This window comes from Scytonema sp. HK-05 (assembly GCF_963872035.1).
Lineage (GTDB): Bacteria > Cyanobacteriota > Cyanobacteriia > Cyanobacteriales > Nostocaceae > Kalymmatonema.
Genome location: NZ_CAWMYC010000092.1, coordinates 1 through 25168 on the forward strand (window position 1 = coordinate 1; position 25168 = coordinate 25168).

General features: G+C 43.5%; 20 protein-coding genes. 10 read left to right on the forward strand and 10 right to left on the reverse strand.

All coding sequences use genetic code 11. The features are described 5' to 3' along the window. Positions 1 to 532 precede the first annotated feature (532 nt). Positions 533 to 1003 carry a hydrogenase maturation protease gene (locus AACT52_RS12225; protein WP_073626783.1) on the forward strand — a complete coding sequence of 157 codons (471 nt, stop codon included), beginning with the start codon at positions 533 to 535 and terminating at the stop codon, positions 1001 to 1003. Positions 1004 to 1369: 366 nt separating this feature from the next. Further along, positions 1370 to 2134 carry a hypothetical protein gene (locus tag AACT52_RS12230; RefSeq protein WP_073626414.1) on the forward strand — a complete coding sequence of 255 codons (765 nt, stop codon included), beginning with the start codon at positions 1370 to 1372 and terminating at the stop codon, positions 2132 to 2134. A 434-nt stretch (positions 2135 to 2568) separates the two neighbouring features. Here AACT52_RS12230 and AACT52_RS12235 read toward each other — a convergent pair whose 3' ends face one another. From AACT52_RS12235 to AACT52_RS12245, 3 genes are all read right to left on the reverse strand, one after another. Beyond that, complete coding sequence (locus AACT52_RS12235) at positions 2569 to 3456, reverse strand: hypothetical protein (RefSeq protein WP_073626416.1); 888 nt, start codon at positions 3454 to 3456, stop codon at positions 2569 to 2571. A gap of 70 nt (positions 3457 to 3526) precedes the next feature. Further along, positions 3527 to 4057 (reverse strand): hypothetical protein, encoded by a 531-nt coding sequence (locus tag AACT52_RS12240; RefSeq protein WP_073626418.1) that lies wholly within the window; start codon positions 4055 to 4057, stop codon positions 3527 to 3529. Between the two features lie 89 nt (positions 4058 to 4146). Beyond that, on the reverse strand, positions 4147 to 4794 hold the full coding sequence (locus tag AACT52_RS12245; protein WP_073626420.1) for a class I SAM-dependent methyltransferase: 648 nt from the start codon (positions 4792 to 4794) through the stop codon (positions 4147 to 4149). A gap of 146 nt (positions 4795 to 4940) precedes the next feature. Here AACT52_RS12245 and AACT52_RS12250 point away from each other — a divergent pair, with 146 nt between their 5' ends. From AACT52_RS12250 to AACT52_RS12275, 6 genes are all read left to right on the forward strand, one after another. After that, positions 4941 to 6566, forward strand: a complete 1626-nt coding sequence (locus tag AACT52_RS12250; protein ID WP_073626422.1) for an ArnT family glycosyltransferase — start codon at positions 4941 to 4943, stop codon at positions 6564 to 6566. 329 nt (positions 6567 to 6895) lie between these two features. Next, a complete protein-coding gene (locus AACT52_RS12255) occupies positions 6896 to 7363 on the forward strand; it encodes a MarR family winged helix-turn-helix transcriptional regulator (protein WP_073626424.1) in 468 nt (155 codons plus the stop codon). A gap of 162 nt (positions 7364 to 7525) precedes the next feature. Next, positions 7526 to 9052 carry an HlyD family secretion protein gene (locus AACT52_RS12260; protein ID WP_073626426.1) on the forward strand — a complete coding sequence of 509 codons (1527 nt, stop codon included), beginning with the start codon at positions 7526 to 7528 and terminating at the stop codon, positions 9050 to 9052. Positions 9053 to 9213: 161 nt separating this feature from the next. Beyond that, positions 9214 to 10488, forward strand: a complete 1275-nt coding sequence (locus tag AACT52_RS12265; RefSeq protein ID WP_073626428.1) for an MFS transporter — start codon at positions 9214 to 9216, stop codon at positions 10486 to 10488. A gap of 177 nt (positions 10489 to 10665) precedes the next feature. Then, positions 10666 to 11235 (forward strand): NADPH-dependent FMN reductase, encoded by a 570-nt coding sequence (locus AACT52_RS12270; protein ID WP_096549351.1) that lies wholly within the window; start codon positions 10666 to 10668, stop codon positions 11233 to 11235. Between the two features lie 430 nt (positions 11236 to 11665). Further along, on the forward strand, positions 11666 to 13270 hold the full coding sequence (locus tag AACT52_RS12275) for an MDR family MFS transporter (protein ID WP_233153756.1): 1605 nt from the start codon (positions 11666 to 11668) through the stop codon (positions 13268 to 13270). Between the two features lie 372 nt (positions 13271 to 13642). Here AACT52_RS12275 and AACT52_RS12280 read toward each other — a convergent pair whose 3' ends face one another. The 4 genes from AACT52_RS12280 to AACT52_RS12295 all read right to left on the reverse strand — a co-directional run bounded on the left by AACT52_RS12280 (position 13643) and on the right by AACT52_RS12295 (position 17609). After that, positions 13643 to 14356 (reverse strand): tetratricopeptide repeat protein, encoded by a 714-nt coding sequence (locus tag AACT52_RS12280; RefSeq protein ID WP_073626430.1) that lies wholly within the window; start codon positions 14354 to 14356, stop codon positions 13643 to 13645. Positions 14357 to 14655: 299 nt separating this feature from the next. Next, entirely contained in the window at positions 14656 to 15306 is a 651-nt protein-coding gene (locus AACT52_RS12285; RefSeq protein ID WP_073626432.1) for a tetratricopeptide repeat protein, read from the reverse strand. A gap of 232 nt (positions 15307 to 15538) precedes the next feature. Beyond that, a complete protein-coding gene (locus AACT52_RS12290; protein WP_073626434.1) occupies positions 15539 to 16096 on the reverse strand; it encodes a dihydrofolate reductase family protein in 558 nt (185 codons plus the stop codon). Positions 16097 to 16205: 109 nt separating this feature from the next. Continuing rightward, positions 16206 to 17609: an amidase gene (locus AACT52_RS12295; RefSeq protein ID WP_337251555.1), complete on the reverse strand. Its 1404-nt coding sequence runs from the start codon at positions 17607 to 17609 to the stop codon at positions 16206 to 16208. Between the two features lie 249 nt (positions 17610 to 17858). On the opposite strand from AACT52_RS12295, the gene AACT52_RS12300 reads away from it, so the two are divergent. Then, on the forward strand, positions 17859 to 18446 hold the full coding sequence (locus AACT52_RS12300; RefSeq protein ID WP_073626435.1) for a TetR/AcrR family transcriptional regulator: 588 nt from the start codon (positions 17859 to 17861) through the stop codon (positions 18444 to 18446). Positions 18447 to 18603: 157 nt separating this feature from the next. After that, entirely contained in the window at positions 18604 to 19398 is a 795-nt protein-coding gene (locus AACT52_RS12305; RefSeq protein ID WP_073626437.1) for an LmeA family phospholipid-binding protein, read from the forward strand. 196 nt (positions 19399 to 19594) lie between these two features. Here the strand turns inward: AACT52_RS12305 and AACT52_RS12310 are convergent, their stop codons facing one another. The 3 genes from AACT52_RS12310 to AACT52_RS12320 form a co-directional block, all read right to left on the reverse strand. Next, positions 19595 to 20992 (reverse strand): UDP-glucose dehydrogenase family protein, encoded by a 1398-nt coding sequence (locus AACT52_RS12310; protein ID WP_073626438.1) that lies wholly within the window; start codon positions 20990 to 20992, stop codon positions 19595 to 19597. Between the two features lie 73 nt (positions 20993 to 21065). Next, on the reverse strand, positions 21066 to 22004 hold the full coding sequence (locus tag AACT52_RS12315; RefSeq protein WP_073626439.1) for a UDP-glucuronic acid decarboxylase family protein: 939 nt from the start codon (positions 22002 to 22004) through the stop codon (positions 21066 to 21068). Between the two features lie 960 nt (positions 22005 to 22964). After that, a complete protein-coding gene (locus AACT52_RS12320; protein WP_073626441.1) occupies positions 22965 to 25112 on the reverse strand; it encodes a cation:proton antiporter domain-containing protein in 2148 nt (715 codons plus the stop codon). Positions 25113 to 25168: the final 56 nt, after the last annotated feature.

Consider the following 25168-nt stretch of genomic DNA (forward strand, 5'->3'; position numbering starts at 1 on the left):
ACAATAAAAAGCCGTCCTAAAAGGACGGGGCTTTAAACCCAGTTTTTCGGTAAAATTCTTGAAATTTACACTAAGGTATAGGGCTCCTATTTGATTTTTGAACGACACGTAAGGTGGGCAGTGCGAACGCAAAACCCGGATGTAGTGGGCAAAATACGGTAAGCACTGCCCACCCTACAATACTTAAGATTTTTCAGAAATCATTTAGGATTGCTATATATATTTAGTTTTGCAAAAGTACTCGTACTTTACTCTATTACTAAAGGCAGGATATTGCTCATGCTGTCGAAAGATTTTCATATTGGTTAGATAGCCAGATGGGATAACTTGTTTGCCTTAATTCCTCAGTAGCTTATCTCTTAATTCCTGAGGAGTTACCTGCGGAACTATAGCGCTTGGTGGTGTTGAGTGCAATACATCAAGTTAGGAGAACCACAGATGGACACGAGATTTACACGAGATTTATCTGTACTTCATCCAAACGAGAAGTGCTATATATCACGAACAATCAAAATAAATGCAGTATCCTCCCATGCTTACAATTATTGGTTGCGGAAATCTTAACCGTAGTGACGATGCCGTAGGCGTACTCATTGCCCAACGCTTACAGCAATATCTTGCCCAACATCCTCATCCTCATGTGCGAGTTTATGATTGTGGCACTGCAGGGATGGAAGTGATGTTTCAAGCAAGAGGCAGCAAAAAGTTAATCATTATTGATGCAAGTTCAACAGGTGCTGAACCAGGCGCTGTTTTTAAAGTTCCTGGGAAAGAACTTGAAGCGTTACCGGAACCCAGTTATAATTTGCATGATTTTCGCTGGGATCATGCTTTAGCCGCAGGTAGGAAAATTTTTAAAGAGGACTTTCCCGAAGACGTGACGGTTTATTTAATTGAAGCAGAAAATCTTGGTTTTGGGCTGGAGTTAAGCCCTGTTGTCCAACACTCTGCTGACTTAGTTTTTGAAGAAATAACTGCAATTATCAGACAGAGTGAAAAGTAGTTTTAAATGTCTGTCAGAGGTTATTTAGAAAGTAAAAATAAAATTTTTTTAGGGTGTGTTAGGCGCACCCTTTCGATACATTTGTAACGACGAACATGTTCAAAGCGCCTAACGCACCGCGATATAACATGGTGCGTTAGGCTAAAGCCGTAACGCACCCTACTTATGATTTACTGAACCGTATGCGGTATGAGTAGCAGGAGCAATTTTTATTTCTCTAGGACATTTCCGGAAACTTATTGACTTGAGATGTAAGTTGTATCGGTATAGTAGTATCTTGACATACAAGCTGGAGAATAAACTCTCTTTACAACATATCGACAAATTTTATAGATACTATCTGCTATCTCACGCACTATATAAAAAATGTTACGACTGTATCACGTCTTGCTTGGTGTTATTTTGCTGGTGGTGTTCACACCGCTAGGATTTGTAAAATACGCTCTCCCCTACTTGTCTTCAAATAACACATTACAGCCAACACCAGGACAAGCCAATGCTGCTCAAAAGCAGCGTCAAACCACATCTAGCAACTCTCAACCAAATCAAGGAAATATCTGGAAGAGTATCTTAGGACAAACATCTGCCCCTCCTGGCTGGCGAGTTGCTGCTTGTGATGGAAATGCACCTCTGTTGTGCGTGTCATCAAATAAAAATATTTTGGGTACGGTTGAAATAGGAGTTTACCCACTGGAGAATCAACCGAATTTTCAACAGATGTTGGCAAAAGCTGGTATTCCACCAAGTTCAAACGTGGATTACCAAAAACCCAAGTACCAAAACCAGTTAGCAACAGCACTTAAACTTTGGGTTGCTGAGCATTACAATATTTTGGAGAAAGACCGTCGGGCTCTGTATAGTGACCGTATTCTTTTCTCAGTACAGTCTCCACAACAGGTATCGGTTGGTAAACTTCAGGGAATGCGCTATCGGTTTTTAGGAATTCAGCAAAAAGGTGGAATACAAGAGGAACATCTTGGTTATGTTGCCTTTGATGGTAAAGCACTTTATGTGATGACTACTGCCTTTGATCCAGGTTCGCAAACAGGTAAGTTCGACAAACTGGAAAATTTTCAACGCTTTGAACCTTTCCTGTCTGCCACTGTGAAGGAAGTCAATTTGCCAAAGTAAGAAAAGCACGGCAATGCCGTGCTTTTACGGAAAAAGAACAAGCACATCACCTGATTTAATATACGTAACTTACCTGGGTTATAAAACCAGCCATTGGGTTGATTTGCGTGTGAAGGCTGGAATACTTACCCGCTAGTTTTTTAATTCGGTGCAATATAGCGGTAAGAACCCTTGTAAAGTACACCAAAGAAATAATCAACCACAGATGGACACAGATGGACACAGATAAATTTGTACTTCATTCAAATCAGAAGCGCTATATATTAAAGAATTAAGGAACCGCAGATGCACGCAGATAAACGCAGATAAATGTATGCTTCATCCGGATGACATCTGCTATAATTACGTCTTTAGAAGTATATTTTTTTTATAATTATTTTGTATGAGGTAATTGGTAATATAAAGTATTACCAATTACCTATAAAACGATTCAGTTAAATTTCAGCCGAAGCTCGCTCAATCAAGCGACGTGCCAAGGTTTGCGTGCCAGTATGTTCGTAGTAATTTGTCGATACATCCAGGAACGCGGCGAGGTAGTCTAACTTGTCATCAGCAAAGTCGATAAAGTTTTGCAAGTTGTTGGCTACCTTTTGTGGTGTTAAACCCTTGGAGGCAACCAGACCACTCATCCAACCACTCACTGAGTTGAAGCTTTCACCGATAAAGTTCAGTTTACTACTGGAATTGTTACCTGGAATGTCTTGTTGAATATTCTGAAAAGTCGAGTTTTGCTCTAACTCCTGAGGACTTGTCTGATTAATTCTAGATAGTGCGCTACTAATGAAGTCTGGACCTAAGGGTATCAAACCATCAAAGCAAACTAATGCAGCCATGCGGATGAACGACTCACCGCTATATTCACCCAAAGACGCGACAAAATCCCCAATGCTGTCTCCGGGAATACCGTTAATTTGACAGAAGGCTACCAACTCAGCGACTAATTTTAGGCACAAGTCGATGGTTTGGGCTTTTTCAGCTTTAGGAGTCACCCGATTTAAAAAACCCAAAAGGGGAATTTTCTCACCCACTTTGTTCGCCAAAGCGGCTGCACCAAGTGCTCTATCTGTGCTATCAACGCTTTGATAAAGCCACATGGCTCGTTGATATCCCTGAGAACGGTCGTTGTAGAGATAAATCGCGCGTTCGCCAATTTGCTGAATCAGGTCTTCGTCGGTTTCGCCAGTCACAGTTTTGATGGTGTTGACAAAGCCTACCACGTTTTGCCACTCACCAGGAGCGACAAAATCGAGCGATCGCAATGCAGAAACGGTCAAGTTGTTGGTTGGTAGTTCATCAACCAATTGTTGAATCGGTTTGCTCACAATAGACTCCTATATTATTTTCTGGTTACTCAGGATTCCAGTTGCCAAATTCCTAGCTGTCTTTTTTGAGTTATTGGGCTTTAGCTAGCCGCGTCAAACCATTAAGGTTAAATTTCTGTAACCAAGCTTCGCGTTCAGCCTCTGTAAATGACGCATCCCGGGATTGCACTTTCACCTGATAGCGATTGCCAACTAAAATAGCTGTGCCAGTCGTCCCTTGGCTCACAGCTGGATATCCGCCTATTGTCTTGCTGCTGTTCACGAATTTTGCCGCTGGGTTGGCGCTTCCTTTGACTGCTTGTGTATCACTAATCGAAATGACAGCAAGGTCTTTGCCGTCTTTTTTCAACTTCGCTTCAGCAAAGCCTTTTTTCTCTTGAGTAAATACGCGCTGGTAGCCAGCTTGAGGACTTGGGAAGAACTTGTTAAATTCGCCACCTTGGGTTGCATCTTTCGCAACCGCTTGACCGCTTCTTTGTTGGCTGCTTTCCTGTTGTGCCTGGTCAAAACGTCCGGGTGTTTTCGGAGCGCAAGCTGTTGTAAATAGTAAGAAACATAACAACAAAGCTGCAAAAATTCTACGGGCGCGCGGGAAATTCATGTTTGCCTCCTTGTTTTGCTTGACATTCGGTGGAAATTTATCGATCCTGCTTTTGGCTTGTAATCAGACGAAGTTTTTGATAACGATGACTAATTACTACGGTAAGCAATGACAGCATAGAACGGATCTCCTCCCGTGACACCCATCCACTGTAAGAAATTGGGAAGAGTTGACACACGAGCAATCACTTCTGGAGACGTGAAACCTGGAACAGCAGAGAAATAGCCTTTTACCAATTCAACTCTACTGGCTTCTGTACCCTCTCGCCACGCTTGAATCGCTTTCTGAAAAAACATTCGGTTAGAAAAGCTGAAAATTGCCACACCACCAGGCTTGAGGATGCGGTGAATTTCTGAAAATACCGCTTCTGGATATTGCAAATACTGCACTGAAACGCAGTTGAGAACGGCATCAAAATCCTGGTCTTTTAGGGGTAGCTGAGGATTTTCGTTGAGATTTTGAACAAAGTAATGATTTAACTGGGGATTTCGTGCCAGTTCCTCGGCGTTGAGTCCGTGTCCCTCAACATGAGCAAAAGATATCTCTTGAGGCAGATGCGAAACCCAACTACTCATCATATCTAAAATGCGGGTGTTGGGTTTGAGGCGATCGCGGTATAAATCTGTCAGCTGTTGAATAAAACCTTCGTCCACATGAGTGACGAAGCGGGGATAATCATAGAACAGCTTGTCGTCTGTATCATCTAGCTTAATGCGTTGGTCTGGTCTAAGCGGCATAAAGGTCTGTTGAGAACAAATTTTTCCAAAATTTTGTCAATTTAGGTACCGTTTGGCGGAAACAATTGATCTACCACCATACGTATTCTAAGAAGAGACATAAAAATATAATGAGCCAAAGGAAGAATTTGGCTAGTCACAATTCAATGTTATATAAACTACAATTTCTGCATCCCATCAAGGGTGTTACGGGGTTTTTGCGTGCCTTTCCTCACGTCAGTTTGTTAATTTGGATACTCCCTTTATTGGTGTTCAGTTCTGGGGAGAGTAGCTTGATGGCACATGATGAAGGGCTTTACGCCTGGCGATCGCGCTTTATGATAGACAAGGGCGATTGGATACATCCCTGGTCAACTCCTCATCATAAGACTCCTGGTCCCTATTGGTTAGTTGCCAGTAGCTACACGCTGTTTGGGATCTCTGAAGCAAGTGGGCGATTGCCAAGTATGATTACTGGCACCCTAAGCGTACTACTTCTATACGAAATCGGCAAAATTCTCCTTGGAAAAAAGATTGCTTGGCTTGCTGCTGCCATTTTGAGTGTAGAAATTCTCTGGCTGCAATACTGTCGTTTAGGCACACCTGATGTGCCTATGATTTTCCTAGTACTTTTAGCTATTTGGTCTTTACTCAAAGCTGAATTACATCCTAAATATCGCTTTGCTTGGTGCTTTTTAGTCGGTTTGAGTTTCGGCTTGGGCTTTTTAGTCAGAAGCTTTATGATTGTTTTGCCCATCATTGCTTTGCTACCCTATCTCCTAAAGGAGCATCGCCGTCATCGTCATCTTGCAAACCCAATGTTGTATTTGGGGTTTGTGGTAGGTTTAATTCCCACCTTTGTCTGGCTGTGGCTAAGCTGGTTACGATACGGTAATGCGAGTTTTGGGCAATTAATTAACTTTGTTGTTAAGTTGGGGTCTGGTGAACGCGGTAATAATGGGTTAGAGTTCTATTTCTGGAATCTACCTGTAAAAGCCTTTCCTTGGTTTTTTTTGAGTCTTTTAGGCTTAGCTTTGCTCATTCGTCGTCCCATTCCTCGCCACCAACTGATATTGGTTGGCTATCCCCTCATTTTGTTTGCTGAACTGAGTCTTTTCTCCACTCGTTTATCTCACTACAGTCTTTCCCTATATCCATTCATAGCTTTGTTTGCTGCTTTCGGGTTAAATTGGCTAGGCAAAATTTACCAGGATGTACAGACGCGACATGGCGCGTCTCTAAAAAAAATTCCTCGCAATCTAAGTTATGCCTTTGGCATACTAGGTGTTTTACTGTTCGTAGCGGGAATAGTCGCTTTTATTTGGGGTAATGCGGAAGTTCGCAAGTACGCTACCCTGGCATTAGCATCAGGAGTAGGTTGGTTAATATTACCTTTAGTGTGGATTGGTCGTTACCGCTTTGGCAAAAAGTTTCTGACTTCTCATTACTGGTTAGCCGGTTGGTTAGTCCCTGCTTGGATATCTTTGGCTGTTGCAGGTAGCAGTGGTTTGATAGGCGACTACAACCCTGATGTCAAGGCTTTTATTCAACAGCCAACAATTGCTCAAGTCTTACACTCATCTCCTATCAACTTTGTGGACACAAGAGGCAAGACTGACGTGTTACTCAAATTCTACACTCCTCTCCACGGCAAGCGAGTCCAGCAAGTTTCCCAACTGCCAACTTCTGGCTATGCTTGGGTTTCTGTCGAACAGGCAGCTAACTTATCTCAACCTCATCGGGTTCTCGGTACTGTACAAAAAGTAAGTTTAATTCAACTTCTCAACAACTAAGTACATGATTGCATCTCTTTGATAGCAAAAACTTAAACGAAGACTCTGCGTCCCTTTGCGCTTACCGAGCGCGCTCCTCTGCGTTTAAAAACATTACGAATTCATGAAATACTGTACTAAAAACCTTTGACTTTTGGATTAAGTGTAGGGTACTAGTCTATTTTGGCTGATAAGGAGATGATTGGATTGTAGATTATATTGTCAGTTCAAAGTCGGCAAGTCATATGCATGCGGCAGCTTAGTGACTTCATCAGAAAATGGCAACCAGTTCTTGCTAACTGGTCAAATAATGCTATATTAAAATTACGTATGCTAAGTTTTGTCAACAAATGGTCTCTAAACCCAACAAGCCCCAAGATTTGGAGTCATGGCAGCAAGTTCGCGCACCATACGGAGTTGGCTACCGCATCAAACTAGTCTCACAACTCCTCGCTCGCAGGTTTACTGAGCGTTTGGAGCCGTTTGGGCTAACCCCCTTTCACTGGGTGGTTCTGTGCTGTTTGTGGGAGGAAGACGGCTTACCGACTTCCAGTATTGGAGAAAAACTCCAACAGGTGGGAGGGACGTTAACTGGCGTATTGGATCGAATGGAAGAAAGAGGCTTGATTCGTCGAGAACGCGACTCTCGCGATCGCCGCATCTGGCGTATTTGGCTCACAGATGCAGGAAGAGAACTCGAAACAGTGCTACCACCTATTGCGGTAGAAATTCGCGAGCAAGCCATGCGCGGTATTTCCTACGCTGAACGCGAACAGTTTTCCCAAATTCTGAGTAAGACGATAGTTAACTTATCTTAAGAATCACCCAAATGGGTGAGGCGCTTGCCTAGGTCTTTTGCAGATAATATTACGTATCCTAATTAATAAGTTATTAAATACCTTTTTTCTAAATATCTTTCCTCAAATAGTTCGTACGCTAATTAATTTACTGAACATAAAGAATATAGGGGCTTAACTATTATGGAACGCACAAACACTACCAATTCAAACGGACGTAACGGACATAAAACAACTGCAGTTCTGGAGAAAGAACTTGTTAAAGACTTAGAGACTTTGGAAGCTGTGACAACAGAGAAAGCTACAAAGACAGATGTAGCACTGAAAACAACAAAAGAAGCTGATGTAGAAACTCAGCCCGAGATCGAGAACAAGGAAGCCAAACCCCAACCGCCCGAAACACCAAAGCAGAAAAAACCGATAGCTTTGATTTTGGCAGGATTGGGTGTGGGTGCTATAGCTGCTGGAGGTTTCGGTTATCACTGGTGGCAGTATGCTTCTACCCATCAGGACACAGACAACGCCCAAGTTGCAGGGCATCTTCACCAAGTCAGCACCCGGATTCCGGGAACTGTGAGTGAAGTGTTGGTGAATGACAACCAGCAAGTGGAACAGGGACAGCTATTGGTGAAGCTAGATCCTAGGGACTATCAAGTTAAAGTGCAGCAAACAGAAGCGGCGCTGCAAAACGCAAAGCGTCAAGCTCAAGCAGCACAAGCCAATATTGCTCTAGCATCACAAACGACGAGTGGTAAGACAACTCAAGCGCAAGGCGATGTGAGCAACGCTTTAGCTGCGATCGCCACAGCGCAAGCAGCAGTCAAAGAGGCGCAAGCAGGTATCCCAGCGGCTGAAGCTGCTGTTAGAGAAGCTGAAGCGGGAATTCCCGTAGCACAAGCGCAGGTAGCACAAACAAATGCTAATTTACAAAGAGCACAAGCTGACTACAACCGTTACAACACTCTGTTTCAACAAGGGGCTATTGCCCGCCAGCAGCTAGAGACAGCCACAGCAGCGTATAATGTGGTTTTAGCGCAAAGAAATGCGGCTTTACAAGGAGTGCAACAAGCACAAGCGCGGTTAGCCTCTGCAAGAGTAGGGGTATCTCAAGCACAGTCAAAATTAGCACAAGCACAAGAAGGCGTAACAAGTGCTCAAGCAAAACTGGCAGCATCCAAAGGTGGATTGCAACAAGCGACTGCAAGCGGACAACAAACAAACGTGAACCGTAACCAGTACGAAGCAGCAAAAGCAGCGATCGCTCAATCAGAAGCATCCTTGAAAGATGCACAGTTGCAGCTCTCCTACACGAACATTACCGCACCTGCTGCCGGACGGATAGGGCGCAAAACAGTCGAAGTCGGCAACCGAGTGCAAGCAGGAACACCTTTGATGGCGATCGTCAATAACGATTATTGGCTAGTCGCCAACTTCAAAGAAACCCAGTTGGAAGACATGAAGCCAGGAGAGCAAGTGGAGATTAAGCTCGATGCTTTACCCCATCATCCCTTCAAGGGTCGCGTTGATAGCATTTCGCCAGCCTCCGGCGCGCAATTTGCCCTTTTACCACCGGATAATGCCACAGGTAACTTTACGAAAATTGTGCAACGTGTTCCTGTAAAAATTGTTTTTGACTCTGAGAGTGTCAAAGGCTACGAATCGCAGATTGCACCAGGGATGTCTGCGGAAGTCAGTGTGAAAGTTAAGTAGTACGAGGGGGATACGGTAGAGGGGATAAGGAAAAATCTTACCTGAACTCTCAAACCTCTTCCGAAAGCAGTGGTATCCTACTCCGCCCCCAGAGAGGGGTTGGGTGAGAGGTCAAATGGTATCTATGAAAGGATATCAGATTGGTATAAACTAAGGCTTTAATGAACGCACAAGCAAAGAGAAGACCACTGTTACCAGCACTCAGGTCAAGGAATTATCGACTATTTTTTGCCGGACAAGGCATTTCCCTGATTGGCTCGTGGATGACGCAACTTGCCACGATTTGGTTAGTTTATCACTTAACCAACAACCCATTGATGTTAGGGATTGTGGGATTTACCAGTCAAGTTCCTAGCTTTTTTTTGACTCCCTTTGGCGGGGTATTTGTGGATCGCTTTTCCCGTCATCGTACTCTTATTGGCACGCAAATACTGGCGATGATTCAGTCGTTGGCGCTAGCATTTCTGACGTTTACAGGCGTAATTCATATTTGGCACATTATCGCGTTGAGTTTGTTACAAGGATTTATCAATGCCTTTGATGCGCCAGCACGACAAGCATTTGTGACAGAGTTGGTAGAACACAGAGACGATTTAGCAAATGCCATTGCTATCAACTCCACTATGTTCAACGGGGCGCGGTTAATTGGACCTGCGATTGGTGGTTTACTCATTGCTCAAGTCGGTGCAGCTTACTGTTTTTTAATTGATGGTTTAAGCTACATTGCCGTGATTCTCGCTTTGTTGGCGATGAAATTTAAACCTTGGAAAACAACAGTAAGTAACGTCAATCCTTTGCAACAAATTAAAGAAGGATTTGCGTATGCCTTTGGCTTCCCACCGATTCGGGCACTGTTATTACTATCAGCTTTAGTCAGCTTTTTCGGAATGCAATATACCGTTCTCGCTCCGGTTTTTGCAGAAGAAATCCTCAAAGGTGGCGCACAAACTCTAGGTTTTTTGATGGCAGCGTCGGGAGTCGGAGCACTATTTAGTGGTATTTATTTAGCTACGCGGCAAACAGTTGTGGGACTTGGGAAATTGATTGTCTTGGGTCCAGGAATTTTAGGAATAGGTTTGATTGGTTTTGCCTTGTCGCGCTTGCTTCCACTTTCTTTGCTGACAATGTTGTTTGTTGGTTGCGGAACAATTATCCAAATTGCTGGTAGCAACACAGTTTTACAAACAATTGTTGACGAGGATAAGCGCGGACGGGTTATGAGCTTATACACAATGTCATTTTTGGGAATGATACCCTTTGGTAATTTAGTGGGAGGTGCATTAGCGGAGAAAATCGGCGCTCCTTACACTTTAATTATTGATGGTATTGCTTGTATTTTAGGGTCTATCTATTTTGCCAAACAGTTACCTGCTTTAAGGAAATTAGTATTCGTAATTTATGAGCAAAAAGGTATCTTAACAACTGCAAAATCTTAAAAGGTGAAAGCTGAAATCAAGCCTCGAGTTGCAACAGTGAGGAGGCTCAGCCTCCAAACCCTCGTTACCAGGTTCAACCTGGTAACGAGATATTAGAGCCTCTGGCTCTTGTTGAGAAGGGTGCAAGATTTAAGTATATCTGTATAGGGCTGTGAATTCCTCTGACAACACTATCACATGATAAAAGAATTTAGAGTCATACGGATTCTTGCTATCTCAGGTAGCCTTCGGACTACCTCATCAAACACAGCTCTGCTTCGCGCTGCGATCGCCTTGGCACCAGAGGGGGTTGGAATTACTGTCTATGGGGGTCTCGGCGATCTGCCGCACTTCAATCCTGATCTTGAGGGATCTGAACCGTCTTCGGTGATGGACTTTCGTGCTCAACTACATATGTCTGACGGCATATTGATTTCGACTCCAGAGTATGCGCATGGTGTGCCAGGCGTGTTGAAGAACGCCCTCGACTGGGTGGTTGGCAGCGGAGAACTCGTGGGCAAACCCGTCGCACTGCTCAATGCGTCACCACGGGCGACATATGCACAGGCTTCTCTAAGGGAAACGCTCACGACAATGGATGCCCGGATCGTTCCCGAAGCGTCACTGACGGTTCCACTGCCTACTAATAAGATTGATGAGATTGGCATTGTTTCGCACTCGGAAATATCGAGGGTGCTGCACGCAGGCATTGTGGCGTTCGCATACGCCATCAAGACATTCCAAGCTGAAGACACAGTCGGTAAATAGAAGAAGACTTTGTACCTAAAGTAGCGCAAAGAAGTCTAAAGATTATGCAGGCGATCGCCTGTCGGTCATAAGTAAGTCGGCAAGAAAAAACCAAACTATGTAAAGAAAAGTAAAATCTCTGTATTTGGCTCGTAGTAGCGCTATGGCTGACGCCACGCTGCGCGAACAGCGCTAAAGCGCTACTACAAACCAGTGATGATTATTTGCGCCGACTTACTTACTTCACTCTAAATCTGCTAAGCTGTTGCGTTTATAAAATACGTTTTTTTAACTTTGAAGAAAACCGTCAAATCCTTTCCCTCACCCCGTCACTCCCTCACTCCCTGACGCGTAACAACTTATTACCTACGGCCAATATGCTCTCCACACCCTTTTAGCGTTAGGGTAAAAAATACAAACATATCTCTCATTCAATACTTGGAGTACTACTGTGGCTAATACAAATGCAGTTAGCAACCAAGGCAATCAGGGTTCTACCCAATCTTCCTCCAATCAAAAAGTACCACTGAGAACCTGGATTGGCGTTTTGGCGAGTATGCTAGGCGCATTCATGGCGGTACTAGATATTCAGATAACCAACGCTTCTCTACAAGATATTCAAGCGTCTTTGGGGGCAACTTTAGAAGAAGGTTCTTGGATTTCCACTGCTTATTTGGTGGCGGAAATTGTCGTTATTCCCCTAACAGGATGGTTGTCTCGGGTGTTTTCCCTGCGACGATATCTTTTAGTTAACACCGCCTTGTTTATCTTTTTTTCTATATGCTGTGCATGGTCGTGGGATCTCAATTCTATGATTGTCTTCCGCGCCTTACAAGGCTTTACAGGAGGAGTTTTAATTCCTACTGCCATGACGGTTGTACTAACAACTTTACCTCCATCTAAACAAGCAATTGGGCTAGCCGCATTTGCGATTACGGCGGTTTTTGCACCGTCAATTGGTCCAACATTAGGAGGTTGGTTAACGGAAAACTTCAGTTGGCACTATAGCTTTTATATAAATGTAGTTCCAGGGGCTTTGATGCTTGCTGGCGTTTGGTATGGAATCACGCAAGAAAGGCCTCAATTACAATTGCTTAAACAAGGCGATTGGTGGGGAATTATTTCAATGGCAATTGGGTTAGGTTCCCTACAAGTGGTTTTAGAAGAGGGTAGCCGCAAAGATTGGTTTGGTTCAGCGTTAATTGTGCGCTTGAGTATATTAGCGGCGATTTTTATTACGATATTTTTCTGGATTGAATTAACCCGGAAGCAGCCATTTATTAATTTGCGACTTTTGCGATATCGTAACTTTGGTTTAGCAAGTATTGTAAATGTTTCCTTGGGAGTAGGATTGTATGGTTCAATTTATATTTTGCCGTTGTATTTAGCTCAAATTCAAGGATACAACGCGCTGCAAATTGGTCAAGTTCTGATTTGGGCAGGAATTCCCCAATTGTTTATTATTCCCTTTCTTCCAAAAGTGATGCAACGCATTGATGTGCGTTTAATGGTTGCTGTAGGTGTGTCGTTATTTGCCGTGAGTGCATTCATGAATTCCAAGATGACTTATCAAACGGGATATGACCAATTAATTTGGTCGCAACTTGTTCGCGCAATGGGACAACCACTCATTATGGTACCGCTAACTTCTATTGCTACTGCTGGTTTGAGTCCGAAAGAAGCAGGTTCAGCAAGTGGTTTATTTAATATGATGCGTAATATGGGCGGTTCTATGGGAATTGCGGCATTAGCGACTCTGTTAACTAATAGAGAGCAATTTCACTCCAATAGATTAGGGGAATCAATATCTATATATAACCCAGCTACTCAAGAGAGAATTAACCAAATGACACAGTATTTTACCAGTCGTGGTTCTGATTTGAGTACAGCACAAGACCAGGCAATAAAAGCTATTGATAATATAGTGCGTCGTGAAGCTTTCGTAAATGCTTTTAACGATTGTTTCTACTTTATTGCCATTGCCTTGTTAGTCAGTGGTATTGCTATTTTATTCTTAAAAAAAGTTAAGCCTACGGGTGGTGCTGTTGGTCATTAGACTTTTTGAAAAAATTCTTAGAAACTCAATACCATAGAAGGCTGAGGCGACACACACAAAGCCTTAATAAATTTGTAGTGAGGAATGCGCGTCCTCTTCAACTAAATCTTGGACTAAAGTCCTTACTACAAACAAGTTTTCTTAGGGAGCATCCCAAATGTATAAATTGCCCATGCGCTAAGGCGCACGCTACGCGAACAGACTGGAAGTCTGGGGCTACACAAACAAAGCCTGCCTCCGCAGGCTCTAATTAGTCCGCGTAGGCGGACTTAGCCTGTATAGCCGCGATTTCTAATCGCCAGGTATTTTTGCATGCATTGGGATGCTCCCTTTTCTTATGGCTACTTTTCGGAACATAATATTATACAAGAGTCAATTGACTTTGTTAGACAATACTTGCTCTGTTTTTTGAATTTGCTGTTGGCTAAAAGCAGCTTGCTTGAGATGACTTAAAAAAGTTTTATCGCTATACCTGGAATCTAAGTTAATGGCTTTGGTATAAACTTTTTTGGCAGTATCTTTGTCACCATTATCCCAATAGGCGATCGCACTAGCAACCAAAGGATGAGGATTATTTGGTTCCAGAATAGCGGCACGGTTAGCTGTCGCTATCGCTAAGTTATAAATTTGTAACCGATGCAAGGCTAAACTTAAGTTAAAATAAGCAATCTCATTATCTGGCTTGAGAATTGCTGCCCAAGTATGAACCAGCACCGCTGCTGTTAAGTTGCTATCAACGAGATAAACAATTCCTAAAGCATTATAAGCAGGAACAAACATAGGCTTTTGATATATTGCTTGCCATAAAGATTGTGCTGCTTCTTGCTCATGTCCAGCTAAATGCAATGTCCAACCTAAATTAACTCGTCCCATAAGATTTTCGGGTTCGAGTTCTACAGATTTTTGCATTGCCTCAATAGCTTGAGGATACCGTCCTTGTTGACGATATAAAAGCCCTAATTGTCGATAGTCACCAGCTTTATTGGCAGCAATAGCTAAAGGTGTACCGAGAGCAAAAGTCAAAAATAAAGATGCACAAATTCCACCATGAGTTACCCTTGCTTTTGCTAGTTTCAACACCTTCATTTCAATCTCCTTTGTGGAGTTTATTCTAATCCAACATTTCTGGGTCAATCCCCAATGTTTTGAGTTGTTCAGGAGAAAGCGAGAGTCTTCGACACGGCTGAGTGCTTTGCACACGCTGCGCGAACGCCGAACGCAACTTCTCTACAATAGTCTCCCGCTTTTGCCGCTCAACTTCAGTCCTTTATCGAAGTCATAGGCTTCACCAGGCATCTATCTGACTTTCATTCTAATGCTCACATCTCTTTAAGACGGGAGTGTTTATGCCACATGCATTAAGAATATTTTCTCTGCACTTTATTTCATGATACCGAGGGATCATCATTTGCCTTGAGCTGTTGCAAAAGCTGTTCAACTCGGTTAGCTTTATCAGGTCTATTTTGTGCTTTGAAGATATTCGCAGCTTTTTCTAAAGATGCCAACGCCTGATCCCGGTTGCCTTGCTGCCACAGCGCCTGTCCTAAACTTGCCAGCGCATCCGCATATTCGGGATTAATTTTTAGTGCTTTTTGATACTCTGCAATGGCTTCTTGTAAACGACCTTGGCTAGCAAGAGCAATGCCCATTCCGTTATGAGCAAGAGCATAGCGCGAATTGAGACGAATAGCTTCTTTGTATTGAGTAATTGCTTCTTCGGCTTTGCCTTGTTGATAAAGGACATTCCCTAGTTGATAATAACCAAAAGCATCTTTGGGAAATTTCTTGATCAACTTGCGTAAATTTTCCTCTGCACCTGTGAAGTTTCCCTGACTATACAAAACATTTGCTTCTTGAATGAGGCGCGATCGCTCCAGCTGTTCCCTGTCTCCCAATTGTGCTACTCTTTGTGGTTGCTGCGGATAACTCGTTTCAGCTAGCACCAAGGGTGATGTAACAGTTGTAGTCAACAAACACAGTGTCAAGCAACTAAGAGGTTTAACAAATGCTAGTTTTAATTCGCTGATCAGGTTCATCGCACACAATGTCTGAATAGTTTGTCTTATTGCTTATAGAGATGCATATTCAGCATATTATGTTCATCGAACTTGTCCGGCTCATTCAGATTATCCTATCAGTTGATGTTTTGTGAGAAGGCAAAACACATCACGTGAACTAATTTAAGCTACCCTTCAAATTCCATCGTTGATTCTGCATTATGCAGAACCAACGTATTTCAATGCTAAATTTTACTTGAAATCCTCAATTTCAAGAAATATCTTTTGATACACAATCCTTGTCTGTGGCTTTTCTTGTTAAATCGTAAGTCACTTGCAGCAATCCGGAATCATAGGTTTTAACATCCTTCAACTCAAGCGCTGTTTCCAAGCTGGGATCATTCACAATCAGTGGAATTCCACTTCCTAGAATAATTGGATGTATCGAGAGAATCAGTTCATCGATAAAACCGTGTTTCATGAAATAATGAATCGTCTGTGCTCCCCCAACTAACCAGATATCACCACCATTTGATTGACGCAATGTGTTAATAAAGCCCTTCCAATTACCCTTGACAAATTCCACGTTGTTGTCTGTTTCAGCTTGCACAGTTTTTGAGAAAACAAAACTTTCTTTACCTTTGTATGGGTATTCCCCAAATGTCAAGACTTGGTAATACGTTTTACTACCCATCAGTACTGTGTCTATTTGGTCAAAAAACTCCTTGTAACCGTAGTCAGAGTCGGTGAATAGCCAATCTACCTCTCCTGATGTCCTGGCAATGTATCCGTCAAGACTAGAGGCAATGAACAACCGTATTTTTCGCATGGTCTTGTTGCTGCCGTTTCAAAGAATCGCAGATTAATACTACTTTCACCTATCAGGACTTTACGGAAAAATCGGTTAATGTGCATCTATATTGGACTTTATTAACCACTCAATAACCAGATGAGTGTTGGAAGCCACCAACCACTTTGTTAATCTCCTGAGCGATCGCCAGTAATTCCATCTCTCGCCATCGTTTCCCAACAATTTGCATTCCAATCGGTAATCCGTCCAGTGTCTGTCCAATGGGTATCACAACCACTGGATGCCCAGTGAGATTGAATGGCACTGTGTAAGCACCTGATGCCATCATATAAGGGACTTTTTTACCTTCTACTGTCACCGCTTGACCTTTCGCGCGATGGGTGAATGTAGGGGTCATTGCAACGGGACATAGCCATGCATCCCACTGCTCTAGTTCCCTGTCCATTTGAGCAATCAAGCGATCGCGCTGGCTCAACGCTTCAAAATAACCTTTTAGGCTTGGGTTGAGAAAAATAGGGAAAACCATTCCAGGAACGTTACTGAGCTTTCGCAATGCGCGATCGCCCTGAGTTGCTTCACGAAACAGAAAAGCCATCTTGCGGAAGAACTCAGTATCAAAGTTAACAGGTTCTGAGTAGAGGACATTGTAAGTTGCAACGGCATAGTAGATCTGCCAAGCAGCAACAAAATCAAATTCTGGTATCCAATGCTCAACTTGAGTACCGACATCAGTCAGAATCTTAGCAACAGACTGAATTGCTAACTTAATCTCCGAGGCAACCGGGAAGGCAGAAAATTCATCTGCCCAAGCGATTCGCCGATTCTGAAGGCTTTTAGTACTGGGCGAACCGAGTGGAACTGGTGGAATCTCAGGTTGATACAAGTCCGCACCTGCAATAAGTTGCAGACAGAGGTGCAAATCTTCCACAGAACGGGCAAGTGCGCCAACTGTAAGCATTTGACGAATACACTTGGGCATTCCTGGCACTTCCAAAATATGTCCAGTTGTGGGAACGCGGCGATCAGTCGGCTTGAGTCCAAACATACCACAAAAGTGAGCGGGCTGACGAATCGAACCGCCAAAGTCCGAGCAAAGATCCAACGATGAAAGACCAGCCGCAACCGCAGCCGCACTGCCACTGGAACTGCCTCCGGGTGTATAGTTCAAATTCCAGGGATTGTTAACGCGGGCAAACAAATCGTTGATGCCCTGGTAGTCACTTGCCAGTTCAGCAGGATTTGTTTTGCCCAAAATGACCGCGCCAGCTTCCCGCAGTCGGGCAACAGCAGTCGCATCTTGTTGAGGGATGTAATCTTTGAGGGGTTTGTAACCTGCGGTAGTACGCAATCCTGCCGTTTCAAGTGTGTCTTTAATCGTGATCGGCACTCCATGCAGAATGCCCCAGTTCTCGCCTCGTGCTAAAGCTTCATCAGCAAGCTTTGCTCGTTGACGGGCACGTTCTTCGTCTAAGGTACAGATGGCGTTTAGCTTAGTGTTATGTTTAGCGATCTGCGCTAAATAAGCATCCAGTACTTCAACTGAAGAAACCGTGCGTAGACGCGTTCGCGCAGCGTGTCCCCTTGGGACTCAGCGGCTTGTCGTTAGACATCGCGGATCATCTGAGCAAGCTGATGGGCGGGCGTAAAGACTAGATCGCTCATAGTAACTTGTGTGGGAAATGGCACGAAAGAACCGAGATTGCTGTCATCTCAACTGAGATCTCGATAAAATTAATTGTATTAACTTTTAGTTAATTATATTAACTAATCAGGTTTTTTGATGGGTCGTCCTAAGAAAGAGAACTCCCTAACGCGGCAGGATGTCATTGAAGCTGCGATCGCTTGCCTTGATCGAGAAGGAGAATCTGCCCTTGGAGTGAATCGAGTAGCGCGGGAGCTGGGCATTCAGCCACCCGCAATTTATAAGCATCTCGATGGCAATGCCGCATTACGCCAAGCAGTTGTGTTAGTCATTTGGCAGAGATTTTTTGCCTATTACAAGCAACAAATCACCGGAGTGAGCAACCCTCATGCGCTGCTTAAGGCTGGTGGGCACGCAACCCGTAATTTTGCCCGAAAGCATCCAGCCTTTTACAGGGTGATGATGCAAGTTCAACTACAACCCACCGATCCAGAAGCTTCCCCAATCATTCAGGAAGCCCTCAGCTTCTTTAGAACGGGGTTAGAATCCTATGACTTGAGTGAAAATCAACTGATTGATGTCATGCGAATGGTAAATGCTGCAGTTTCCGGTTTTATTGCTGTGGAGCAAGCAGGATTGCTAACACTAAAGCGTTCAACTGATGCCAGTTTTGAAGTGATGCTCGATGCACTGTTTGTTGCGATTGAACATATAAGGGCAAGTTGATTGTTGAACTCAGCCTAAAGACTTATTTTTACCTACTTATCGACTCGATCATTAGCAATCTCACCCCTTCCCATCAGCACGATCAATCACCAAACACTTGCTGAATCTTTCACAATTTGTTACAAAAATACAGAGAACTTCTATAACTTAAACTCGAATGTTAGGCGGACTTACTGGTTTAACAGATCCTAAAGGCAGTGACTGGGGAGAGCGAATGCTCAACACAGTCGCGAGCCAAACGATTCGCCACTTGTTCACTCAAAGCGAGTCAGTGGAAGTCTCTGTCCGTTGCTTTCCCTCTAGTAAACTCTTGCAGGGTAGCATCGATAGCTTCAAAATGAAAGGTCGTGGCTTGGTTATCCGTAAAGACTTTGCTGCTGAGGAAATTTCTATAGAAACTGATGCTGTTTCCATTGACTTTAGCTCCGTTTTGAGCGGCAAGCTGCGCCTAAAACAACCGACTCAAGCTATTGCTCAAGTCGTCCTATTAGAAGCCGGCATCAATCAATCTTTTAAAGCAGAATTGGTAACAAAGCGTCTGGAAAATCTTACTGTACCAGCATTAACAGCATTATCTGGCGGTCAACCAGTCTCTTTTCCTGAAATCCAGGTACAGTTACTACCTGAAAATCGAATGCGGATTTTAGCCAAGGCTGATTTAAACAACGGTGAACTTGTACCGCTGAATATGACCGTCACTATAGGTATTGAACGGCGGCGACGTGTTTCTTTTAAAGACCCAGAAATTGAACTTGATTCAGTACCAGAAGCACAACGAGAAATCTCACGAACCTTGAGTTTGGCACTTGTGGAAATTTTAGATAATATGGTCGATTTAGACCGCTTTGACTTGGATGGGGTGAAAATGCGGCTCAACCGTTTAGAAACAGAAGGTCAACGGCTGATTTTTAGTGGTTATGCAGAGATTGAGCGTATTCCTAAAAATCCCTAATTTTTTATAAAATGACTTCTGCAAGAGGTTTAGCCAATGTAGAGACGCTTCAAACAGCGCGTCTCTACAAGTATGAAATTGTCACGCATAAGTCTTAACAGCAACGGTATTGTTTACCGATCCCCATTTGATGAAGGCAGAGCCTGTAAAAGAGCGTTCCCAGCCTCAGGCTGGGAACGAGAAATCAAATCTTGGGTTAGCGACAGCGACCGATACCTACATATTGGAAGCCAGCCCTAACCAATGTCTCAGGATCAAGGAAGTTACGACCATCAATCATCACAGGGTGGCTCATCAACGTTGCCATCTTGCTGTAGTCCAAGTTTTTGAACTGCTCCCATTCGGTCACAACTACCAAAGCATCACAGCCATCGGCAAGTCTTTCAGCATCGGTTTCTACCAGCACACCGGTCAGACCATGACGCATACCAGTTTGAGAAACAATTGGGTCGTATGCCTTAACTTTGGCTCCCAGTCGATTCAACTGCTCAATAATGTTGAGTGCTGGAGCATCACGCATATCATCGGTATCGGGTTTGAAGGTTAAACCCAATAATCCCACAGTTTTCCCTTTGAGGATTTTCAAAGTTTGCTGGAGTTTTTCAATGGCAAGCACGCGCTGGCGTTCGTTGACACTAACAGCCGCTTTTAGCAACTGAGCCTCGTAACCATAGTCATCTGCCGTGTGAATCAGGGCAGCAACATCTTTGGGAAAGCAGGAACCACCCCAACCAATGCCAGAGTTTAAGAATTTGTTACCAATACGCGAGTCTAAACCGATACCTTTTGCAATTTGCGTAACGTCAGCACCAACGCGATCGCAAATGTTGGCAATTTCGTTAATGAAACTAATCTTGGTTGCCAAGAAAGCATTAGCAGCGTATTTAATCATCTCTGCCGAACTTAAATCTGTTACCAGTACTGGCACTGGGGGTAGAGATGGGTTATCTGCAAACTTGCGCTCAACAATGGGGGTATACAGTTCTTTCATCATGGCGATCGCCTTTGGACTGTTGCCTCCCAACACGATGCGGTCAGGGTTGAAGGTATCATACACCGCCGAACCTTCCCGCAAAAACTCTGGATTGCTGACGACATCAAACTGCGCTGTCATCTCAGGCAACTTATCGTAAGTTGGAGCGGCACCAGCGGTGATCAAGGTTTTCTGGCGTTCGGCGATGCCATCTAAGACAATCATCCGCACCCAGTCTCCCGAACCAATGGGCACTGTGGATTTATTCACAATCACCTTATACCCACCGTTTAAATGGGCACCAATACCACGAGCAACCGCTTCAACGTAGCGCGTATCACTTTCCCCAGTTGGTAAAGGTGGCGTTCCCACAGCAATAAACAGAATTTCCCCGTGCGCGACTCCTGCAGCCAAGTCTGTTGAGAACTCAATCTTACCTGTACTAATAGCAGATTGCATAATATCCGACAGTCCAGGCTCAAAGATTGGCGACTGCCCAGACTTCATGATCTTGACTTTCTCTTCGTTGTTATCTATACAAATAACATCATGCCCGATGTGAGCTAAGCAAGCACCTGTTACCAAGCCTACATAACCAGTACCGATGACGCAAACACGCATTTGTTCAATTCCTCGCTTTTTGGGGTTAATCTTTTACAAACAAGTTTTTACAACGAATCCACAAGTTTTTTACTCAGGACTCAGTACTTTTTATACGCTGGCGGAAGTCTTCTACAGTCAGTTTTAACCCCTCTTGTAAAGGAATGGTAGGTTCCCAATTTAACCAAGTTTTTGCCCTTGTAATGTCGGGACGACGGCGACGTGGATCGTCAGAAGGTAATGGCTCAAATTTAATCTGTGCGTCCGGGTTCACCAACTCTTGCACTGTTTTCGCCAATTCTAAAATTGTATATTCATCGGGATTTCCCAAATTGACTGGACCAATGTAGTCGTTATTCATCAGTCTGATCAGTCCGTCTACCAAGTCTGATACGTAGCAAAAACTACGAGTCTGCGAACCCTCTCCGTAAACGGTTAAAGGAATACCCCGCAGTGCTTGAACAACCAAATTACTGACGACTCGACCATCGTTTTCTAGCATCCGAGGTCCGTAAGTGTTGAATATGCGGGCTACCCGAACATCGACTTTATTTTGTCTGTAGTAATCAAATGTTAATGTCTCAGCAATTCTTTTGCCTTCGTCATAGCATGAGCGAATTCCAATAGGATTAACGTTACCCCAGTATTCTTCGCTTTGAGGATGGACTTCTGGATCGCCGTAAACTTCACTGGTTGAAGCCAATAAAATTCGTGCCTTCACGCGTTTAGCCAACCCCAACATATTAAGCGTCCCCATGACGTTCGTTTTGACTGTTTTCACGGGGTTGTACTGGTAATGCACTGGGGAAGCTGGACAAGCCAGATGGTAAATTTGATCAACTTCCAAACGAATTGGTTCAGTGATGTCATGGCGGATCATTTCAAAGTAAGGATGATCCAACCACTTAAGTATGTTGCGTTTGTGACCAGTGTAAAAGTTATCCAGGCAAACAATTTCGTGTCCCTCAGCTATCAGTCGATCAATCAGATGGGAACCAATAAACCCAGCACCGCCCGTCACCAAAATTCTCATAGTTTGCCACTTATTTACAGATATTTGCAGTCGTCATTGCGCTTGTATTTAGAGTACCCAGCTTTGAAACAAAAATACCTTACCCTGCTCGGTAATTTAGAAGGTTTTGTTAAAGCTGGCTATTTGCCCCCGGATGCTTTGTTGTTATATTTGCACTTTTTGGTTTCAATTCTCAATTAGCAAAATAACAAAATTTGATACAAAAGGTAAGCTTTGACGCAAGATTTTACAAAATCTTTAAAAAAATAAACTTTTTTGGATAAAATATAAAGCTTTTATTTACGTAAAGCTAGTCAAGTTTTGGCTTGATGCTTCACCTGTGGCTATAAGTTTTTAGATATTTCATCTGGTTCTTTTTCCCACCTTATTCTTAATTTTTTACGGTACGAAGGTGGGTTTTGTTAGAGCAGCGCAAGTCTTCTTGACTTTATTATGATCCACATTTCTTATTCATTTATAGTACAATACGGTTCAGTTAAGGATTTTTGGTGGGATTCGTGTTCTCTGTACAGACGAGAGGAGGCGCGTCTGTACATTGTCGTTCTGATAAGGGTTCTGGTCTTATAACCAAGCGTATTGATTTATAGTAGTTGTCGGTTCAAAAACTAATCGTAATAAACATGAAAAATGCAAATGTAGATATCTGCCAAGCAGCTTTGTACTGGCTATGTTGAAATTTTTTGTGTGTTTACGGTCTTGATTTGCATCTACAAAAGAAGCAGATAGAAAGGGAAAAACTTTTTTCTTTTTATGTTTCAATTGTAAGTAGGTGGGAAAAGTAAGGAAAGTAAGTTTTATAGACTAAGAAACTTGCTGAAAATTTTATTTATTTGAATTAATGTAAGAAGAAGAATGAGTGGCGTTAGCTATCTAACACATCAAGTCGTTTCTTCTGATTTCACGATTGTGGATTCAGAAATCTCAGTTTAGACTTACAATGGCAGCCTAACGCCTATTGAATCACACAATTCCCTGTGACATCGTAGCTGTGGTGCTACTCGTAACCTCAGTTGACACAACTGCAGTTTGAGTACGTTGAGGTTCTCCAAGCATGACAATTGAGCAGGTGAGTTGCTTCGCTAATTCGGTTGTGACATCGCTAATAGCTAACCCACCAGGAACAGTGCGATTACGTATAAAAGGTAATACGACGAGATCATATAGTCTCGCTGCCTGCAAAATGGCTTGAGCAGTATTTTCATGAGCTATGATTTGAACTTCGGGTGGATTTTGCAGTGCTAATCTTGAGATCAGTAACGAGAGTTGCGATCGCCTCCAAGCAATCTTACTTGAACTCGTACGGCGTTCGCAAACATTTAGCACAGTCACCTGTGCCTGATTTGCATCTGCTAAAATCTGGGCAAATTTTACAGGCTGTAATGAAGGTGTCATCAAATTTTCCAATGGCACCAAGATGCGCTGAATTTTTTTTGGTGATTCCACCAGCCGTGTCACCGCCACTGGACAATGGGATGCCCACAGAACGTTATCAATGACGTTACCAAATAAACGTGCTTTGAACCCAGTACGTTTACCCCAACCCATGACAATCAAACTCGCCTTTTGTTCGCGAGAAGCCCTGCTAATTCCTTGGGCAAAAGCATCGTCAATTCTCAGCAAGGGTTGTGCTTCTACACCCAAGACATCACTCAGTGCTGTTGCTTTTGCCAGTAACCTTTGACTTCTTCGCACGGAGGCTTCCAACTGGGGTGCATCCATGTGAGCAAAAGCAGTTGCGATCGCTAACGGTACAATTCTGCCATTTGACTGTCGTGCCAACAGCGCCGCCATTTCAATTAAATGCTGCTGTGTTTGGGGATTGTAGACAGGTACGACTATACTGTATGTTCCGTCTCTTTCCTCTGGCTTATGGTAAGGCGGAGTGATTCGTTGCTCTTTAACTGTTGAATTCGTCAAACCTACGGCTACCCGACTGGTAATCAGCGGTCCCAAAGTAGAAGTTATCAGCATCAGGACAATAACGCTGCTTAACACCTTCAAATCAAGCAACCCATCTCGATATCCCACTAACGCTGCTGCTAACGTTGCACCAACTTGCGGCACAGACAGCGACCACATTGTTAGCGTTTCCTGCCAGTTGTAGCGATAAACCAGTTTTGCAAGAATTGCAGCAAGCAATTTACTTGCAATTAAACCGATGACAAATAACAGCGTTAACTGTATGATTCCAGTACTTTGCACAAAGGCAGGCACATCAATCAGCAAGCCAAGGTTAACAAAAAAGATGGGAATGAACAGTACACTGCCAACAAACACTACCTTTTCTTTTACTGGACCTTCCCCCACTGCTTCATTGACAGCCAAACCTGCTAAAAATGCTCCAACAATTTTTTCTATTCCAATCAATTGTGCGCCTACAGCAGCAAGAAACACAGACAGCAGCACAAACAAAAACTGGTTTCCCTCATCATCACCAGAACGCCGAAAAAATTCTTTACCCGCCCAATCAAAGCCTACCAAAACTACAATTGAGTAGATAGTTAACAAACTCAGCAAGATGGTTAGCCGCCCAAAGGTGAAGTGCCCATCTTTCATTGCCACACACACTGCTAACACTATCAGGGCACCAATATCAGTAAAAATAGTGGACCCCATAGTCACAGTCACGGCTTCGTTATTCACTACTCCCAAGCGAGTAATAATCGGATATGCCAAAATGGTATGGGAAGCGAACAAAGAGCCAATTAATACTGCCGCATTCCAATCAAAGTCAAAAATCCGCCCAACAAAAGTTCCTACTGCTAAGGGAACCAAGAAACTCAAGCTGCCAAACCCCAACGACTGATTTTTGGTGCGACGAAACTGCTTTATGTCTATTTCTAACCCTGCGACAAACATTAAGTAAACTAACCCAATGTCTGATAGCACAGTCATCATCGCTGATTGTGTTTGCAATAAATTCCAACCGTGAGGACCAAGCACGACCCCCGAAGCCAGCAAACCTACTAATCCTGGTAATTGCAGCCGCTCAAACAGGATGGGTACCGCTAAAATGACCACCAGTAAAATAGCGAAGGGAACGATTGGTTCCTTGCCAAGAACTTGGGCAGTGGGTTCCAGAGCAAGAACTTGTGAGATGAGTTCCATAGGTAGGACGCAGAAGTTGGGATAGTGAGGCTGTGATTACCTTAAGCGTAATTGCT

Coding starts and splice junctions, on each gene's coding strand:
- AACT52_RS12225 (WP_073626783.1), top strand. CDS start 533: ATGCTTACAATTATTGGTTGCGGAAATCTTAACCGTAGTGACGATGCC.
- AACT52_RS12230 (WP_073626414.1), top strand. CDS start 1,370: ATGTTACGACTGTATCACGTCTTGCTTGGTGTTATTTTGCTGGTGGTG.
- AACT52_RS12240 (WP_073626418.1), bottom strand. CDS start 4,057: ATGAATTTCCCGCGCGCCCGTAGAATTTTTGCAGCTTTGTTGTTATGT.
- AACT52_RS12245 (WP_073626420.1), bottom strand. CDS start 4,794: ATGCCGCTTAGACCAGACCAACGCATTAAGCTAGATGATACAGACGAC.
- AACT52_RS12250 (WP_073626422.1), top strand. CDS start 4,941: ATGTTATATAAACTACAATTTCTGCATCCCATCAAGGGTGTTACGGGG.
- AACT52_RS12255 (WP_073626424.1), top strand. CDS start 6,896: ATGGTCTCTAAACCCAACAAGCCCCAAGATTTGGAGTCATGGCAGCAA.
- AACT52_RS12260 (WP_073626426.1), top strand. CDS start 7,526: ATGGAACGCACAAACACTACCAATTCAAACGGACGTAACGGACATAAA.
- AACT52_RS12265 (WP_073626428.1), top strand. CDS start 9,214: ATGAACGCACAAGCAAAGAGAAGACCACTGTTACCAGCACTCAGGTCA.
- AACT52_RS12270 (WP_096549351.1), top strand. CDS start 10,666: ATGATAAAAGAATTTAGAGTCATACGGATTCTTGCTATCTCAGGTAGC.
- AACT52_RS12280 (WP_073626430.1), bottom strand. CDS start 14,356: ATGAAGGTGTTGAAACTAGCAAAAGCAAGGGTAACTCATGGTGGAATT.
- AACT52_RS12285 (WP_073626432.1), bottom strand. CDS start 15,306: ATGAACCTGATCAGCGAATTAAAACTAGCATTTGTTAAACCTCTTAGT.
- AACT52_RS12290 (WP_073626434.1), bottom strand. CDS start 16,096: ATGCGAAAAATACGGTTGTTCATTGCCTCTAGTCTTGACGGATACATT.
- AACT52_RS12300 (WP_073626435.1), top strand. CDS start 17,859: ATGGGTCGTCCTAAGAAAGAGAACTCCCTAACGCGGCAGGATGTCATT.
- AACT52_RS12305 (WP_073626437.1), top strand. CDS start 18,604: ATGTTAGGCGGACTTACTGGTTTAACAGATCCTAAAGGCAGTGACTGG.
- AACT52_RS12310 (WP_073626438.1), bottom strand. CDS start 20,992: ATGCGTGTTTGCGTCATCGGTACTGGTTATGTAGGCTTGGTAACAGGT.
- AACT52_RS12315 (WP_073626439.1), bottom strand. CDS start 22,004: ATGAGAATTTTGGTGACGGGCGGTGCTGGGTTTATTGGTTCCCATCTG.
- AACT52_RS12320 (WP_073626441.1), bottom strand. CDS start 25,112: ATGGAACTCATCTCACAAGTTCTTGCTCTGGAACCCACTGCCCAAGTT.